The organism is Frankia sp. CcWB2 (assembly GCF_977927585.1).
Genome location: NZ_CDWRCM010000089.1, coordinates 1 through 15,640, shown reverse-complemented (window position 1 = coordinate 15,640; position 15,640 = coordinate 1). Strand labels below are relative to the sequence as shown.

General features: G+C 69.5%; 13 protein-coding genes and 2 pseudogenes. 8 read left to right on the top strand and 7 right to left on the bottom strand.

The window, feature by feature from the left end:
* Nucleotides 1-30 precede the first annotated feature (30 nt).
* From ACY45C_RS11400 to ACY45C_RS11385, 4 genes are all read right to left on the bottom strand, one after another.
* On the bottom strand, nucleotides 31-372 hold the full coding sequence (locus ACY45C_RS11400; RefSeq protein WP_462187590.1) for a hypothetical protein: 342 nt from the start codon (nucleotides 370-372) through the stop codon (nucleotides 31-33).
* A 24-nt stretch (nucleotides 373-396) separates the two neighbouring features.
* The gene (locus ACY45C_RS11395) at nucleotides 397-2,661 is read right to left on the bottom strand and encodes a UvrD-helicase domain-containing protein (protein ID WP_462187589.1); all 2,265 of its coding nucleotides are present in this window, start codon (nucleotides 2,659-2,661) and stop codon (nucleotides 397-399) included.
* Between the two features lie 372 nt (nucleotides 2,662-3,033).
* Nucleotides 3,034-3,612 (bottom strand): DoxX family protein, encoded by a 579-nt coding sequence (locus ACY45C_RS11390; RefSeq protein WP_462187588.1) that lies wholly within the window; start codon nucleotides 3,610-3,612, stop codon nucleotides 3,034-3,036.
* A 114-nt stretch (nucleotides 3,613-3,726) separates the two neighbouring features.
* Nucleotides 3,727-4,641, bottom strand: a complete 915-nt coding sequence (locus ACY45C_RS11385; RefSeq protein ID WP_462187587.1) for a universal stress protein — start codon at nucleotides 4,639-4,641, stop codon at nucleotides 3,727-3,729.
* Between the two features lie 533 nt (nucleotides 4,642-5,174).
* Between ACY45C_RS11385 and ACY45C_RS11380 the strand changes: the two genes are divergently transcribed.
* Together ACY45C_RS11380 and ACY45C_RS11375 are read left to right on the top strand one after the other, a co-directional pair.
* Nucleotides 5,175-5,615, top strand: coding sequence for an Hsp20/alpha crystallin family protein (locus ACY45C_RS11380; protein WP_462187586.1), 441 nt, complete (start codon nucleotides 5,175-5,177; stop codon nucleotides 5,613-5,615).
* 154 nt (nucleotides 5,616-5,769) lie between these two features.
* Nucleotides 5,770-6,480 (top strand): DUF1918 domain-containing protein, encoded by a 711-nt coding sequence (locus ACY45C_RS11375; RefSeq protein WP_462187585.1) that lies wholly within the window; start codon nucleotides 5,770-5,772, stop codon nucleotides 6,478-6,480.
* Nucleotides 6,481-6,551: 71 nt separating this feature from the next.
* Here ACY45C_RS11375 and ACY45C_RS11370 read toward each other — a convergent pair whose 3' ends face one another.
* Nucleotides 6,552-7,469: an NUDIX domain-containing protein gene (locus ACY45C_RS11370; protein WP_462187584.1), complete on the bottom strand. Its 918-nt coding sequence runs from the start codon at nucleotides 7,467-7,469 to the stop codon at nucleotides 6,552-6,554.
* Between the two features lie 243 nt (nucleotides 7,470-7,712).
* Here ACY45C_RS11370 and ACY45C_RS11365 point away from each other — a divergent pair.
* The 6 genes and pseudogenes from ACY45C_RS11365 to ACY45C_RS11340 all read left to right on the top strand — a co-directional run bounded on the left by ACY45C_RS11365 (nucleotide 7,713) and on the right by ACY45C_RS11340 (nucleotide 12,802).
* Nucleotides 7,713-8,884 (top strand): annotated as a pseudogene (locus ACY45C_RS11365) (4Fe-4S dicluster domain-containing protein).
* Nucleotides 8,871-9,338 (top strand): cyclic nucleotide-binding domain-containing protein, encoded by a 468-nt coding sequence (locus ACY45C_RS11360; RefSeq protein WP_462187583.1) that lies wholly within the window; start codon nucleotides 8,871-8,873, stop codon nucleotides 9,336-9,338. The pseudogene ACY45C_RS11365 and the gene ACY45C_RS11360 overlap by 14 nt, the downstream one beginning before the upstream one ends.
* The gene (locus ACY45C_RS11355) at nucleotides 9,310-10,233 is read left to right on the top strand and encodes an FAD/NAD(P)-binding protein (protein ID WP_462187582.1); all 924 of its coding nucleotides are present in this window, start codon (nucleotides 9,310-9,312) and stop codon (nucleotides 10,231-10,233) included. Before ACY45C_RS11360 ends, ACY45C_RS11355 begins: the two co-directional genes overlap by 29 nt.
* A complete protein-coding gene (locus tag ACY45C_RS11350) occupies nucleotides 10,233-11,066 on the top strand; it encodes an NADH-quinone oxidoreductase subunit B family protein (protein WP_462187581.1) in 834 nt (277 codons plus the stop codon). Before ACY45C_RS11355 ends, ACY45C_RS11350 begins: the two co-directional genes overlap by 1 nt.
* A pseudogene (locus ACY45C_RS11345) lies at nucleotides 11,053-12,332 on the top strand (Ni/Fe hydrogenase subunit alpha). The gene ACY45C_RS11350 and the pseudogene ACY45C_RS11345 overlap by 14 nt, the downstream one beginning before the upstream one ends.
* On the top strand, nucleotides 12,290-12,802 hold the full coding sequence (locus ACY45C_RS11340; protein ID WP_462187580.1) for a hydrogenase maturation protease: 513 nt from the start codon (nucleotides 12,290-12,292) through the stop codon (nucleotides 12,800-12,802). Before ACY45C_RS11345 ends, ACY45C_RS11340 begins: the two are co-directional and overlap by 43 nt.
* 49 nt (nucleotides 12,803-12,851) lie before the next feature.
* Here ACY45C_RS11340 and ACY45C_RS11335 read toward each other — a convergent pair whose 3' ends face one another.
* On the bottom strand, nucleotides 12,852-13,997 hold the full coding sequence (locus ACY45C_RS11335) for a site-2 protease family protein (RefSeq protein ID WP_462187579.1): 1,146 nt from the start codon (nucleotides 13,995-13,997) through the stop codon (nucleotides 12,852-12,854).
* A gap of 91 nt (nucleotides 13,998-14,088) precedes the next feature.
* Nucleotides 14,089-14,511 (bottom strand): TOBE domain-containing protein, encoded by a 423-nt coding sequence (locus ACY45C_RS11330; RefSeq protein ID WP_462187578.1) that lies wholly within the window; start codon nucleotides 14,509-14,511, stop codon nucleotides 14,089-14,091.
* Nucleotides 14,512-15,640: the final 1,129 nt, after the last annotated feature.

Genomic DNA, 15,640 nt, shown 5'->3' with positions numbered 1-15,640 from the left:
CGAAACGCGCAAGTTATTTCATTTCGACTCCTAAGGCGTAATCGCGGGTCGGGTCGGGAAGGAGGCCCGGATGCGCAGGAAATTCGAGTCAATCTCTGTCCACAGGCCAGGGCTGACCAGCTTCGAAGTGGACCCGGAATTGTGTACACACGGGATCCCTGGGTGGAGCGGCCCGTCGGAGGGCCGGGCACCGGCCCGCACGGCGGTCGAGCGTCGGGTCCGCGGCGGCTTCAGCGTCGCGGCGGTGACGTGCTTGCCCTCGATCGCGTTGGTGTCAAACCGCAGGAATGACCGGTGCACCGGGCCGATCCCGTTGCCGACCCGCAGGTACTCGTAGATGTCGTAGTTCGTTGTCGGGGACGTGCTGACCACGAAAGCGGGATCGTTCCAGAGTTCCTACCTGGAGCTGTGCCCGATCTCGGCGGGGATCGAGTGGTCCGAGTCGGGTACCTCGCGAATACCGGCCCACACGCTGTCTCGTGCCCTCGTGATGGCCACGTACATCTGTCGGCGTTCCAACTGGGTACGCTCGCGAAACGCGTCGGCCGACTCGGACGGCCGCCACGGCTTCGGGAAGAGGTTGCGGTCGGGAATACAGACGTGGGCGAAGTCGAGGCTCTTGACTCGGTGGTACGTCCCAACCTTGACCGCCTCACAGCTGGTTCCGTCATATTCCTTGAGGGAAACCGCTGGAATGCCCCGATCGGTGAGGACGCGCAGCCACCGCGCAGCCGCGGCGTTCGTCGGCACGAGCACCGCCATATCGCCGTAACGGACGTTCCGATTATCATGGAATTCCACGAGGTGTTCGCAGAGCGCCGCATCCTGCGCCACGGTACCCGACACCGTGACCTCGCGGATCTCGCCTCCCGGCCGGTCGACGTTGACCTCGCGCCGCCCGCGTTCCTGGACGCCGTCGAGGTCGTCGAAGCTGTCGTCGGCGACTACCGCCTGGGCGTAGCGCAGGATCTTCTCGCGATTACGGTAGTTTCTCCCGAGCACGGTGGAGCGTCCGACGACGGCGACGCCGGCCTCGGCGAGGGTGAAACCGCCGGGATAGATGGACTGCTGGCCATCGCCGACCACGAGCAGGCCGTCCAGCTTGTCGCCGACGAAGGCATGCAGCAGTTGCAGACCGACGCACGTCAGGTCCTGTATCTCGTCAACGATCACCGCGTCGTACCGGGTGTCGGAACTCTCGCGCACCAGGTCGCGAGCCAGGAGCAGCACGTCGTCGCGATCGAGGACGCCGCGCTCTGTCCGGAGCTGCTCGTACCGTTCGTACAGCTCCCACACCGCACGTCGGTGGGTCGGTTGCAAGGGAGTGCTGCGCCCGACGCGTGCCAGCTTGGCGTACTGCTCGAAGTCGGTCAGGCCTCGGCCCTTGACGACTGTCGCGATCTCGTCCTTCCAGTACCCGGGAGCCAGGCCGAGCCCGGGCAGAACCGAGAACTGCCCGACCTGCCCCCAGGCGCGCCAGAAACAGGTGTCGGCGGCCTCCTGCTGGTGTCGGTCTGCCAAGCCGTGTTCGCGAAGACAACGTGCGGCGACGGCGTGGACGGTGGCGAACTCGATCCGGTCGACGTGCTCGGGGGCCATCCGGGTCAGCAGGGCGCGGTAGACCGGCCCCAGCGTGCGCACCAGCGAGGTAAACAACACCCGTTCCCCGCGGGCGGCCAGATACTTGGCGCGGTGCAACGCGACGACCGTCTTGCCGGTACCGGCCGCGCCGCGGACGCGGGCCGGACCCGACCACTGCCGGCCGGCCAGGCGGGCCTGCGTCGGGTGCAGCCAGGTCATCCACGTCTCGATCGGCTCCCGGGCGGCGGCGTCGAGAAGTTCTTGCCACAGCTCCTCGCGGCTCAGCAGTGCATCCTGATCTGGTGGAACCGATTGCTCGGGCGGTGACAGCGGCTCGGAAGAAATCGGACGCCCGGCCGGAGCTGGACAGTAGGCCCGAGTGGGACGCTCGATAGCGGCTGGGCTTTCGGTCGCGGCCGTACCGTTCGAAGAGGGACCTGCCCGGCGCGCGACCGGACGGCGGACAGACCGTGAGGTCGGCGCCTCGGTGACCGTGACGACCGTGGCGGTGGCGGTGGCGCGGGGCATCGGCGGGCAACCGCGTGCCAGACGGTCCAGTAGTTGTTCAACGAGGTCCGGTGCCAGGCGTGCGCCACGACGCGCCAGGTCGCGGGTTAGGTCCTGCTCGCCGAGCACCGTCACCCGGTCGAGTTGTGCCCGGACGTTTTTCCGCCTGGCCAGAACCAGCAGCGGAACCACCTCGGTCGGTGGCAGACCTGCCTCTACCAGCACCTCCTCCACCGCTACGGTCTGATCCAGAAGTTTGCGGACGTCGTCGTCCGCGCCGGCGTCGCCACGCCATAACCGGCCGCGTTCGACGGTGATCTCTCGCCAGTTCTTCACGTCTACCACGAAGACTCCGCCAGGCCCCACCACGATCACGTCGATGTTGGCCCGGCGGGTGCCTGGCCACCGTCGGTCCGGCAGCACGTGCCACCCTGCGTCGTCCATACCGACCAGCACTCGGACCACACTCTGCTCGGCCCGGTCACCGGCTTCCCAGTGCTGGCGGTGGCGGCGTAACTGCTTCAGCACGTCGGTCAGGTGCTGGATCTGTCGCTGGACTCCGTCGATCTCCATCCCGAGCAGGACAGCTTGACCGAGGGCCGACGGTTCTGGCAGCGGGTCGGCGTCTCGCGTCGACGAGGCGGTCGTCGGCGGATGGGCTGTCGACGTGCCGACGGTCGACGCAGCGGTGGCGGGGATGCGCGCTGCCGGTCCATCCAAAAGCACGTCACTACTCCCTCACCTTATGTCACAGGTAAGAGTACGGTAATGAGTCGTCGTTTGGCTACGTTTACGGGCGACAGTGGTCTGCAGGCCCTAGGGAAGAGTGGTTGTTGTCGGAAACGTAGGCCTACTTTCGAACGCTGGTTCGAGCGTGCCGACTCGAACTCTTCGAACGCCCTGGCCACGGCCGCTTTCGGCAGAGAACGATCACGTAAGTTCGGTCTAGACCGCCAGCACGATGGCGGCGCTGATGCCGCCGAGGCCGAGGGCGAAGGCCGCCTCGGGCAGCCCGCCGTCGCGCCGCCGGAAGAGGCGGTCGAGCGCCAGCCGCCCGGCACCGACCGCCGCCACCGTGATCGCGACCACCGCGATGCACAGCGGGTACTCCATGCCGCCGTCGGTTTCCCACAGTCCGTTCGGTGCGGTCACGATCATTGCGTTGATCATCACGCCGATCACGGCCGCGGCCGCCAACGGAGTCAGCAGGCCCACCGCCAGGCCGAGGCCGCCGAGGAACTCGGACGCGCCGGCCAGCCCGGCGAAGAAGGTGCCGGGGTGGTAACCCAGCTGGGCGAATCCCTTGCCGGTCGCGGTGAGGCCGTGGCCGCCGAACAGGCCGAAGAGCTGCTGCGCGCCGTGCCCGGCGAGCAGCAGACCGAAGGTCATCCGGAGCAGCAGCAGCCCGAGGTCGGCTGCGGACACGGCCGTGCGGGACGGGCCCGGGCGGGAGGCGTCGGGCGGTGCGGGGGTAGCGGGTGCCAGGTGGAGGGATGCCCGGTGCCGCGTAGCGAGCAGTTTCATATCGAAACCCTGATCCAGGCGAAAGCATACGGTGAAGCTTTGGTCACTACTGTGCCTGCCCGCTCTGCCGGGCCGGTACCTCGTTCGCCGGTGACTTCCCCCGCGGCCCGGCCGTCAGCTTCGGTGACGCCGGCGCGGCGGGCGAACGACGGCGACCGGGCAGGCGGCATGCAGCACGCACTGGGAGCTGGTGGAACCGAGCAGCAACTCGGCGAAGCCGCCGCGGCCCCGGGCGCCCACCACAAGCAGCTGGGCGCGCGCCGCCGCGTTGATCAGGCCGTAGGCGGCGTTGCCCACAATCAGGCCGGTTTCCACCCCGATGCCCTCCCAGCCGGCCAGGCCCGCGTTCGCTGACTCGTCCAGAACAGCCTGCGCGGCATCGCGAAACGCCTCGTCGCCGAGGCCCACCCGCCCGGTGAGGGTTGCCGGCAGCGGCTCCCACACATGCACGACGCGCAGTGGAGCCCGGCGCATCGCTGCCTCGCCTGCGGCCCAGGCCAGCGCGTCCACCGAGGCGGCGGACCCGTCCACCCCGACGACGACGGGGCCGGGCCGGCTCCTGCCCCGCTCGCCGTGGACAACCACGACCGGGACCGCCGCGTCGTGCACGCAGGCGAGGCTGACCGAGCCGGTCAGCCTCCGCTGCGTCCGGCTTGCCCCATGGGCGCCGAGGACGAGCATGGCCGCCCGGTCGGACTCGGCCAGCAGCATCTGTACCGGGGCCCCGTAGACGGTCCGTTCGAAGATCCGCGCCGCCGGTTCGTCCTTGCGGACCCGCTCCACGACATCGTGTAGCAGCCACTGCGCCGTCCAGCACGGGTGCTCCGGGGACGTGGCCGACGGCGGCTTCGATCGCTCGTGCGGTGGTCCGGCGGCCGCCCACACCAGCACCGCCCGTACGCGAGCGTCCCGCAGTCGTGCAGCGTCCACCGCCCAGCGCAACGCCCGCTCGGCGTCCGCGGATCCGTCGATCCCGACGACGATCTCCGCCTGCGGGACGAAATCAGCTTCCACCTGATCGCCTTCCACGTGCCCACCCTGTTCAGCCTCGTACGTGAGGTAGGTTACGTCTAGTAAGTAAATGATCGCATTCTGTTCTGATTCGCGGTAACGGCCAAGCGAACCGGCTGCACCGCGACGAACCCCTCGACGAACCCCTCACTCCCGGGCCCGTCCTGGTAGCTCAACGCGGTGATATCCAGCCCGCAGCTGTGTGCGATCGGGCTGAGCGGATAGATGGCGATCATCGGCGTCCTGTCGAGGTGGAGCGGCCGGGGTGAGCTAGCCCGTCGTGGGCCTGGAGCTGGCCGGTCTGTGGTTCGGGCGAGCCAAGCGTGGGTAGAGACTGAAAGTGGTCAGACAGGACACACTAGGTGACGATCTGCATTCTTCTATGGAGAAGAGAAGATTGTGACCCTATCCGCGCGACTCGGTGACCGTCTGGCGACGCTCATCCGGTGGAATCTGGACCCGTCTACACCGGGCCGGCGGCGTCCGGCAGGCGGGCGTGTGCGGTGCCGGCTGGGCCGGGCAGCCGCCGGCCGCCAGGAAGGAGCAACCAGATGGCGAGCATGGAACGCCAGCGTCCCCGGCGGAACTGGTTCGATCTGTTGGGTCTGCCCTGGTCGCAGGCACGGACGTCCGCGGCGGAGCTGGTCGGCCGGCGCGGGGCTGACGTTCCGGTCGAGGAGTACACCGAGGACGACGCCTACGTCCTGCGCGCCGAGATCCCCGACGTCGACCCAGACAAAGACGTCGATGTCACCGTCTCCGAAGGGACGCTGGCGGTACACGCCGAACGGCACGAGGCGAGAAGTCAGAAGGCTCTCGGCGGGTACCGCACCGAGTTCCGCTATGGCGCGTTCAGTCGTTCCGTGGCGCTTCCGCCCGGGGCGAAGGCGGACCGGGCAGCCGCGACCTATAAGGACGGCATCCTGGAAGTCCGCGCTCCGGTCGAGCCAGCCGAGACGTCCGGCCGGAAGATCACAGTTGAGCAGGGCTGACGCCCGACGATGCCCGGTCGCAGGGCCCGAACTCTCCGGCCGACTGCGGCCCCGGGCGACGTTATTACCCACCCGGGTGCCGGCCCGCTTCTCCTCCCGTGTGGGGAGCCAGGAGTCACCATCAGGGGCAAGCACCTTCCTGGAGGGGGTAAGCATGGCCGACATCCGTAGCACGATCGTCCGGCGGCCGGTCACCGTGGAGCGGTCCACCACGATCCGGGACGCGGCGGCGCAGATGGAACGGCAGGGCGTGGGCGCGCTCCTCGTCATGGAGAACGATCGCCTGGCCGGAATCGTCACCGACCGCGACATCGTGCTACGTGGCGTTGCCCGCGGTATCCTGACGGACAGCCGGATCGACGCCCTCATGACCACCGAGGTCATCACCGTGCCGTCCGGCGTCGACCTCGAACGGGCCTACGAAATCTTCCGTGACCACGCGATCCGCCGGCTCCCGGTCGTCGACGGCCGCCGGCTCGTCGGCCTGCTGTCCGTCGACGATCTGCTCATCCGCACCGAGCATGAGATGGCCGAGCTGGTACACCCGCTCGCCGATGAGGTCTTTGCCCCCCACCGCGAGGCCCCACCGCTGGCTACCACCGGCGAGGAGCCCGTCGAGCCGGCGCCCGGACTGCCGCCCCGACGTAGGGCGATGCGCGCCCATCCCGGCGACACCCTGGTTGTCCACCGTCCCACCGTCACGCAACCGGACCGCATTGGGGAGATCCTTGAGGTGCGCTCGCCGGCCGGCGACCCCCCGTTCACTGTCCGCTGGTCCGACACCGGGCACGTCAGCTTCGTCTACCCGGGACCGGACTCCGAGGTCCGCCACCCTCCCGAGGAGGCCCGCAGCGGCACCGGCTGAAAAGCGGCACCGGCTGAAAAGGATGACGGGTTCAGCTCTGCATGCGTGACGAACACGCACCGTCAGGCGAATCATACTACGGGATCGTGACGTTCCGCTGCGACCAGCCTGCCGGGATGGCAGTGCAGCAGCCAGAAGCCGCCTTCCCGTACCCCGAGCTGGTCCGGGATCGGCCAGCACCAGCCGTCCAGGAGTCGTCGGAGCAGGTCGGCAATGATGGTGCGCTGGCTACAGACCGCTGGCGGCGTCCCGGACGCCGCCAGCCCCATCAAGGTAGCGACCACCCTCGCCTCCGATCCGGGATATCCGGTGTCCGCCAGCGTCGGCTCCGGTTCGATGGCGAGCCCGGCCGTGTGCGCGTACGGGGCGAGCGTGGCGGTGCAGCAGGGTAGGTCGGCGCTGATCAGCAGGCGAATCCCCAGGCTGGTCAGCAGCGGCACCAGTGCGCTCGCCTGGGCCCGGCCGCGCTCGTCGAGCGGGCGTAGCTGGTCGGGCCCGTCCCAGCGCCGATGGTGGGCGGCCCGAACGTGGCGGATGACGACGAGCGCGGCCGTCGGCGCCGGCAGCCGACCAAACTCGGCGAGCACCTGGCGGTCGGTGTCGTAGCTGACCCGGCGAGCCGCCTCCCCCTTCGCCAGCCAGGCAAGCCTGTCCACCTCCCGGGTGGGGACGAACGTGCCGGAACGGGCCTGCATCCCCCAGTACCGGACCGCCTTCACCGTCCTGCCGCCGTCCGTCAGGTAGCGGTACTCGCCGAGCGGGGGCCCGAGCCTGGCCCGGCAACCAGTCTCCTCCTCGACCTCCCGCAACGCGCCGAGCAACGGATGTTCTCGCCGGCGCAGCTTGCCCTTGGGCAGGGACCAGTCGTCATACCGCGGCCGGTGCACGACCGCGATCTGCCGCCCGTCCCGCGTGGGCCGCCACAGCACCCCACCGGCGGCACCGACGACCCGTACCGGCCTATCCCAGGGATCAGCCGACGACTTCATACCGTCCAGTCTTCGACTCCAGCCGCCGCGGCGCCAGGAGGACAGGCACATCCCAGCAAGGCCCGGTCCAGCACGGCCCGGTCGACAACCCGCCGCCGGTGGCGCGGATCGCGGTCGGGCCGTCCGCAGCGTCCACCGCTACCAGGGCGGAGATCCCCATCTGAAGCGCATGTTCCCCGACGGCACCCAGGGGTATGGAACTCGCTACAGAAGGTTATCGCTGTCCGGGGGGTGGAGGGTGGGGTGACGAACGCAGGTGTGGCCGAGCTCATCGTCGAGCCGGCGGTGCTCGGGACGCTCGTCGATGTGCTGCGTGCACGCGGGTACCAGGTCGTCGGCCCGACGGTGCGGGACGGCGCGATCGTCTACGACGAGATCAGTAGCGCGGCGCAGCTCCCGGCGGGGTGGACCGATGTCCAGGAGGCTGGTCGTTACCGGCTCGAGCGTCGTCGCGACGCGGCGCTGTTCGGTTACGCGGTGGGGCCGCATTCGTGGAAGCAGAACCTGCTGCCGCCCCGGCTGCGCCTGCTGAAGACCCGCCGCCACGGCGATGGCGGCTTCGGCGATGGCGGCTTCGAGGTGGCGGCTTCGAGGTGGCGGAGGAACCGCTACCGCGGGCAGCGGTGGCATTCCTCGGCGTCCGTTCCTGTGAGCTGCAGGCCATCGCGATCCAGGACCGGATCCTGCTCGGGGGGCGCCACGCCGACCGCGACTACGCTGCTCGCCGCCGCGATGTGTTCATCGTCGCGGTGAACTGCCACGAGCCGGGTGGGACCTGCTTCTGCGTGTCGATGAACACGGGCCCGGCGGTGCGGGAGGGCTACGACCTGGTCCTCAGCGAAATCCTGGCCAGTGACCACCGGTTGCTCGTCGAGGCGGGCACCCCTCGGGGCGTCGAGATACTGGGCGAGCTGGCCGGGCGCCCGGCCGAAGCCGCCGACCGTAGCGCGGCCCAAGCCGCCGTGGACGGGGCGGCCGGCCGGATGGGACGCACCGTCGACGCGGCCGACCTGCGTGACCTGCTCGCGGACAACCTCGAACATCCACGGTGGGACGAGGTGGCGCAGCGGTGCCTGAGCTGCGGCAACTGCACAATGGTGTGTCCAACCTGCTTCTGTACCTCGGTGGAGGACGTCAGCGACCTCACCGGAAGTGAGGCGGAGCGCTGGCGCAGCTGGGAGTCCTGCTTCTCGCTGGACCACTCCTACATCCACGGCGGCAACGTCCGTGCCTCCGGACGCTCCCGTTACCGCCAGTGGTTGACCCACAAGTTCGGCACCTGGCACGACCAGTTCGGAACGTCCGGATGCGTCAGCTGCGGACGGTGCATCACCTGGTGCCCCGTCGGCATCGACGTCACCGAGGAACTGACCGCCATTCGGGCGAACTCCGCGGCCGGCGATGACGTCGGTTGAGGCACCGCTCGGCGAGGTCGGCGTCTTCGCCGGTATGCACCCGGACCACCTCGCCCTCCTCGCCGGGTGCGCCCGGCACGCCGTCTTCCGCCCGGGCGACGTACTCCTGCGGGAAGGCGACCCGGCCGACACCCTCTACGTCATCCGGCACGGCACGGTCGCGATCGAAACCTTCGTCCCGACCCGGGGTCTGGTCCCCATCGAGACCGTCGGAGCCGGCAATGTGGTGGGCTGGTCCTGGCTGTTCCCGCCGTACCGGCTCCATTTCGACGCCCGTGCCCTCTCGCTGGTCCGCGCCACCGCCATCGACGGTGCCTGCCTCCGCGGGAAGTTCTCCCAGGACCCGGCACTGGGCTACGACGTGCTGTCCCACCTTGCGCAGGTGCTCATCGAGCGCCTGCAGGCCACCCGGTTGCGGCTGCTCGATGTCTACGCAAACCCGGGCCAGGGCTGACGGCGCGGCCGGGGAGATGACCCCTCGGCCGTTCCGGGTGACCCGCCGCCACCAGGAGACGGGTGACACGTGGACCCTGGAACTCGCACCGCTCTCCGGCGCTCCGATCATCGCCGCACCCGGCCAGTTCACCATGGTCTACGCTTTCGGCGTCGGCGAGGTCCCCTTGTCCGTGACGGGCTGCGGCCCGGCGACAGGCGATGACCTCGCGACGGTCGACGACTCCGTGATGGTCGACGACTCCGTGACGGCTGGTACCGACGGCCCGCTTGTGCACACCGTCCGAGCGGTCGGCGCGGTGACGGAAGCGATCTGCGCGTCCCGCCCGGGCGACGTCCTCGGGGTGCGTGGCCCGTTTGGGCGAGGCTGGCCGGTAGGCGCCGCCGCCGGGCTGGACGTCGTCGTGGTCGCGGGCGGGCTCGGGCTGGCGCCGCTGCGGCCGGTCGTCCGGCAGCTCCTGCGACGGCGCGCCGACTACGGCAACGTGGTCGTGCTCGCCGGCACCCGTACACCCGCGGACATCCTCTACCGCCGGGAGCTGGCCGGTTGGCAGGACCGCACCGACCTCCAAGCCCTGGTGACCGTCGACGGTGCGCAGCCCGGATGGGACGGCCGGGTCGGCGTCGTCACCACCCTTCTCCCGCACGTGCGTTTCGATCCGGCCAGAACCGTCGCGTTCACCTGCGGACCCGAGATCATGATGCGGCTGACCGCACGGGCCCTGGTCGACGCCGGCGTACCCGCCGACCGCATCCACCTGTCCCTGGAACGCAACATGCACTGCGGCCTCGGCCACTGCGGCCGCTGCCAGCTCGGCCCGCTGATGCTCTGCCTGGACGGACCGGTCTGCGGCTACGACCGCCTGGAACCGTTGCTCGCCGTCCGGGAGCTGTGATGCCGACGCCGACGCCGACGCCGACCAGCCCAACCAGGCCCCGGCTCGCCGTCTGGAAGTTCGCCTCCTGCGACGGCTGCCAGCTCACCCTGCTCAACTGCGAAGATGAGCTGCTCTCGCTCACCGGCGAAGTCGACGTCTCCTACTTCCTGGAGGCATCCAGCGCGACCGTCGACGGTCCCTACGACCTCTCCCTCGTCGAGGGCTCGGTCACCACCGAACAGGACGTGGAACGCATCCAGCAGGTCCGGGCCGCGTCTCGGCGTCTGGTCACAATCGGCGCCTGCGCGACCGCCGGCGGCATCCAGGCGCTCCGCAACTTCGCCGACGTCGGCGACTTCCTCGCGGCCGTCTACGCCACCCCGGCGTACGTCTCGACGCTGGCGACCTCCACCCCGATCTCCACGCACGTCCGGGTGGACTTCGAACTCCAGGGCTGCCCGGTCAACCCTCGCCAGCTCCTCGAAGTCATCAGCGCGTTCCTCGCTCGCCGACGCCCGAACATCTCCTCATCCTCCGTATCCTCCGTCTGCACCGAATGCAAACGGCGCGGGACGGTGTGCGTGATGGTCGCGCACGGCACGCCGTGCCTCGGCCCGGTCACGCATGCCGGATGCGGTGCGATCTGCCCGGCCTATCACCGCGGCTGCTACGGCTGTTTCGGCCCGATGGAGAGCCCCAACACCCCCGCGTTGATCCGCCAGCTACGGGTTCTCGGGATGAACGAGGACAACGTCGACCGAGTGTTCCGGACGTTCAACACCGCCGCGCCGACGTTCCGCGACGCCCCCGGCGAGGGTTCGGGAAGCGGTGAGACCGATGCGCGCGACTAGGACCATCGCACCTCCCCCGCTCACCAGGGTCGAGGGCGAAGGAAGGCTGCTAATCAAGATCATCGACGGGCGGGTAGACGAGGCCCACCTGAAGATCTTCGAACCGCCGCGCTTCTTCGAGGCGTTCCTCCGCGGCCGGGCCTACACCGAGCCACCCGACATCACCGCCCGGATCTGCGGCATCTGCCCGGTCGCCTACCAGATGGGCGCGCTGGCAGCCATCGAACAGATCTGTGGCATCACGGTCACCGGCCCACCCGCCGCCCTACGGCGGCTCATCTACTGCGGTGAATGGATCGAGAGTCACGCGCTACACGTCTTCCTGTTGCACCTGCCGGACTTCCTCGGCTACGACAGCGCACTACACCTTGCCCAGGACCAGCCCGCCCTGGTCAAGCTGGGACTTACGCTGAAGAAGGCCGGCAACACGCTCATGACGGTCATCGGCGGCCGCGCGATCCACCCCGTCAACGCGCGGGTCGGCGGCTGGTACCGGGCACCACGCCGGCGCGACCTGACCGAGCTCGTCGGGCAACTGGAACAGGCGCGAGACATCGCCCGATTCACCGCCGCCCTGGACTTCCCCGAAGACGAACTCCACCAGACCTTCGTCGCGCTCCACCAACCTGGCGAATACCCCGTTGAGCGCGGCCGGATCGCCTCCACCGATGGCCTCGACATCGCCCCGGCCGACTACGACCGGCACTTCACCGAAGAACAGGTGCCCTGGTCGAACGCTCTGCACTCGACCCTGGCCGCGGGCGGCTCCTACCTCACCGGACCGCTGGCTCGCTTCGCGCTGGGCGCGCAGTGCCTGGCGCCCGCCGCCCGCGAGACCGCCGCCGAGATCGGCCTGCGCCCACCGGAGCGCAACCCCTACCGCAGCATCATCGTGCGCTGCATCGAGATGGTCCACGCCGCCGACGAGGCGCTGCGGATCATCGCGGACTACACCGAGCCCGACCCCCCGCGCTGGAGGCCCCGCCCCGGGCGGGAACCGGCTACGGGGTCACGGAGGCACCCCGCGGCCTGCTCTACCACCGCTACACGATCGACCACAACGGCACCATCCTCGACGCAAAGATCGTGCCACCAACCGCCCAGAACCAACGTCCGATCGAAGAAGACCTGCGCGGCGTGGTGGAACGCTTCATAGACCTGCCAGAGCCCGAACTCGCCCTGCGCTGCGAACGGGCCATCCGCAACTACGACCCCTGCATCTCATGTGCAACCCACTTCCTGACCCTCCACATCGAGCACGGCTGACCGTCATCGGGATCGGCAATCCCTACCGACACGACGACGCCGTCGGCCTGGCAGTCGCGCATCAGCTACGCTGCACGCTCCCACCTGGCGTCGACGTGGTCGAATGCGCCGGCGAGCCGACAGGACTGTTTGCCGCCTGGGAAGGGGCCGACGCCGTCTGGATCATCGACGCCGCCCATTCCGCGGCCCCGCCCGGAACCGTGCACCGCCTACCGGCCAACGACCGCACACTGCCGGCGGATCTCGTCGGGCCATCGACCCACGCGCTCGGCCTCGCGGACACCATCGAGATCAGCCGAACACTCGGCCGGCTTCCCCGGCATCTCGTCATCTACGCAATCTCCGGCCATACCTTCTCAGCAGGCCTCGGACTCGGCCCCGAGGTCGCGGCGGCGGCCCGCAACGTGGCCGCCGCCATCCGCGCCGAAACAGCGATCTATGCCGCCAGGGAACCCGACGATCTCCGCTGACCGCCGCCAACCGCGGTAGCCGAAGGCCCGCGTTGGCGGTGGGATTCGGTCACGGGACTTCGCGCGGCCCGGGGGCGGCGTTCATCAGCCACGTCACCATGCGGCTGATGTCCGACAGCGACAGGATCCCGACGAGTCTGCCCTGGTCCATCACCAGGACGCGGTGCTCGGCGCCGGGCTCCATGCGCGGCAGCAGATCCGCCAGCGGGTCGTCGGGACCCGCGATGGTGGTCCGCGACAGTGGCACCATCACCTCGCTTACCGTTACCGTGCCGCTCTTCTCCGGCGGCACCTGCTTGGCGCCGTCCAGGGTCACCAGCCCGACCGGGGCTCCGTTCTCGCCGGTCACCGGGAACGCCGAGTGCCGGTACCGGTACAGCGGGCCGGCCAGCAGGTTCGCGACGGTCAGGGCCGCGGGCACCGTGAGCGGCTTCGTCGTCATGGCGTCATGTACCGGGACGCCGGCGAGCACACCGCGCAACTGCGCCTGCCGTCCCTCGGCGGTGGCGGCCGCGATGAGGAACGAGCCGATCAGAGCCAGCCAGAGCCAGCCGAATCCGCCGCCTCTCATGAACACGAGGAGTCCCAGAACGACGAGCAGCCAGCCGAGGACGCGTCCGGCTGCGGTAGCCCCGGCGGTCGCCCGCAGCCGATCTCCCGTACGCCACCACAGGAAGGCGCGCAGCAGCCGCCCACCGTCGAGCGGAGCGGCGGGAAAGGCGTTGAAGACGGCGAGCAGCAGGTTGATGCCCGCCAGCCAGGCCACCACCTCGACCAGGAGCTCGGGCGCGGACGCCAGGGCGAGCAGCCAGGCGCCCAGCACGAAGAGCCCGCCCAGCAGAAGGCTGACGAGTGGGCCGACACCCGCGATCCGCAGCTCCGCTGCCGGGCTCGACGCCTCCGACTTCAGCCGGGCCACCCCGCCCAGCAGCCACAACACGATGTCGTCCACGGCCACCCCGTTGCGCCGGGCCACCAGGGCGTGCGCCACCTCGTGGGCGAGCAGCGAGGCGAAGAAAACCACCGCGGCGGCAAGGGCCGCCAACCAGTACACCACCAGGGCATGGCCCGGGTACACCTGTGGGAGGCGGCCCTGCGCGAGGCCGAACGCGATGATGCCGAAGATGAGCAGCACGCTCCAGTGGACCCCGATCCGGACTCCAGCGATCCGTCCCACCATGAAGGTCGCCCGCACAGCGTCTCTCCCCTGTTCGAACGTGCCCCGGGACCAAGACCCGGCTCGACTCCGCGGTTGGACGCGGGGCCGGCCCCGTCAGGCTGTCCCGTCAGGCTGCCGCGAGGGCCACCTCCGTCGACTTGACCAGGGCGGTCACCGAGGAACCCGCGGCCAGACCGAGGTCGGTCGCGGCGGCCAGGGTGATCGCCGCGGTGAGCTCGCCGCCACCATCGAGGGCGATATGCGCGACGGCCATGGCACCGCCGGTCTCCAGGCTGGACACCGTGCCGCGCAGCCGGTTACGGATGCTCAGACCATCCACGCTGCCCGTGGCCAGCGCCACCTCGGTGGACTTGATCAGAATCTCGACGGTGGCCCCCACCGAGAGGTCGAGGTCCTTGACCGCATCAAGGGTCACCGCGGCGGTGACGGTCTGCCCGCCGGAGAGGTCGACAGTCACGGTGCTCATCACCGCACCTTCGGTGATGTCGGTGACGGTTCCGGTCAGTCGGTTGCGAATGCTCAGGCTCATCGGTCCACCTCGTCCTCTCGGGTGCCGCCAGGTGCCGTCAGTCAACTCCTACCCGCCCGTCTGTGCCGCGTACATGCCTCGACCCGCAGAAGAGCCGTGCAGAAGGGTCCTGCGGACAAGTGATGCCCGACAGGCGGTCGCGCCTGATCGGTCCGTGCGGGTCGCACCGCCCGCCTCGGGGGCGCGGGCGCTCCGGTGCCACCGGTTCGCCTACCCCGAACAGGTCGATGTCGACCATCGACCCCGAGAGTCCGGCCTCCCGCACGTAGGCGACCCGCACCGACAGGAACACTGCCTTGGCACAACAGGTGGGCAGGTAATATCGCCAGAAACCCCACCACTACCCACTGTCATGCCAGACAACACACCTATCTCACCGCCGGCGTGGGCGCCAGGTCGCCCGCGCCCGGTCCACTCACGTCTGCGACCCAAAGAAATCCCAGCATCCCTCGGCGGCACCCCCGCCGATCATCCGACTGGCGTCCACCCCCGCAACAACAGATCATCGTCGTATGACATCGGGCAATCGTGTTGAAGCAACGAAAGCGCACAACATTAAACAACGGCAACTCTCGGCGGGCCGTCCGAGCGGCTGCCCCAGGCAGCCGACCGGGTAGCCGAGCCGCGGAGAATCACGGCCGCCGACGGCCGATGGCCGGCGGCAGCGGCTGCCGACGGTGGAACCGGCGCCCAAGCCGGACTACCCCCAGACTAACCCCCCCGAGCTAACCCCGGACTAACCCCGTAGCGGGCTCGCGGAGGGCTCGTAGGGCTGCTTCCGCTGTACCCGGCTGTCCCCGTCATCCGTATTCCTGACCCGCCATCCGTATTCCCGACCTGCCTGCAGGGAATGGTGGTTCAGGGAAGCCGAGAATGTTCGCGGCCATGGCACACCTCCCGATGAGGGGACTAGAAGGGGTACCCCCGCTTCCGGTGTCGGACTACCCCGTAGGGGTGCGCATCCCTCGCGCTGGAACCGCGGCTGGAGTGCTCCGGAACGGGCGTCGGTCAACGACGTTGAAGGGACCGTTCCTCGTAAACATTCACCTGCTTTAGTGATCTTGCTGTAGGTGACGGTTCACGGGCATGGCTGTGGGCCGCGCCGGGCGGGGTGGTTGGGGTCGGGTGG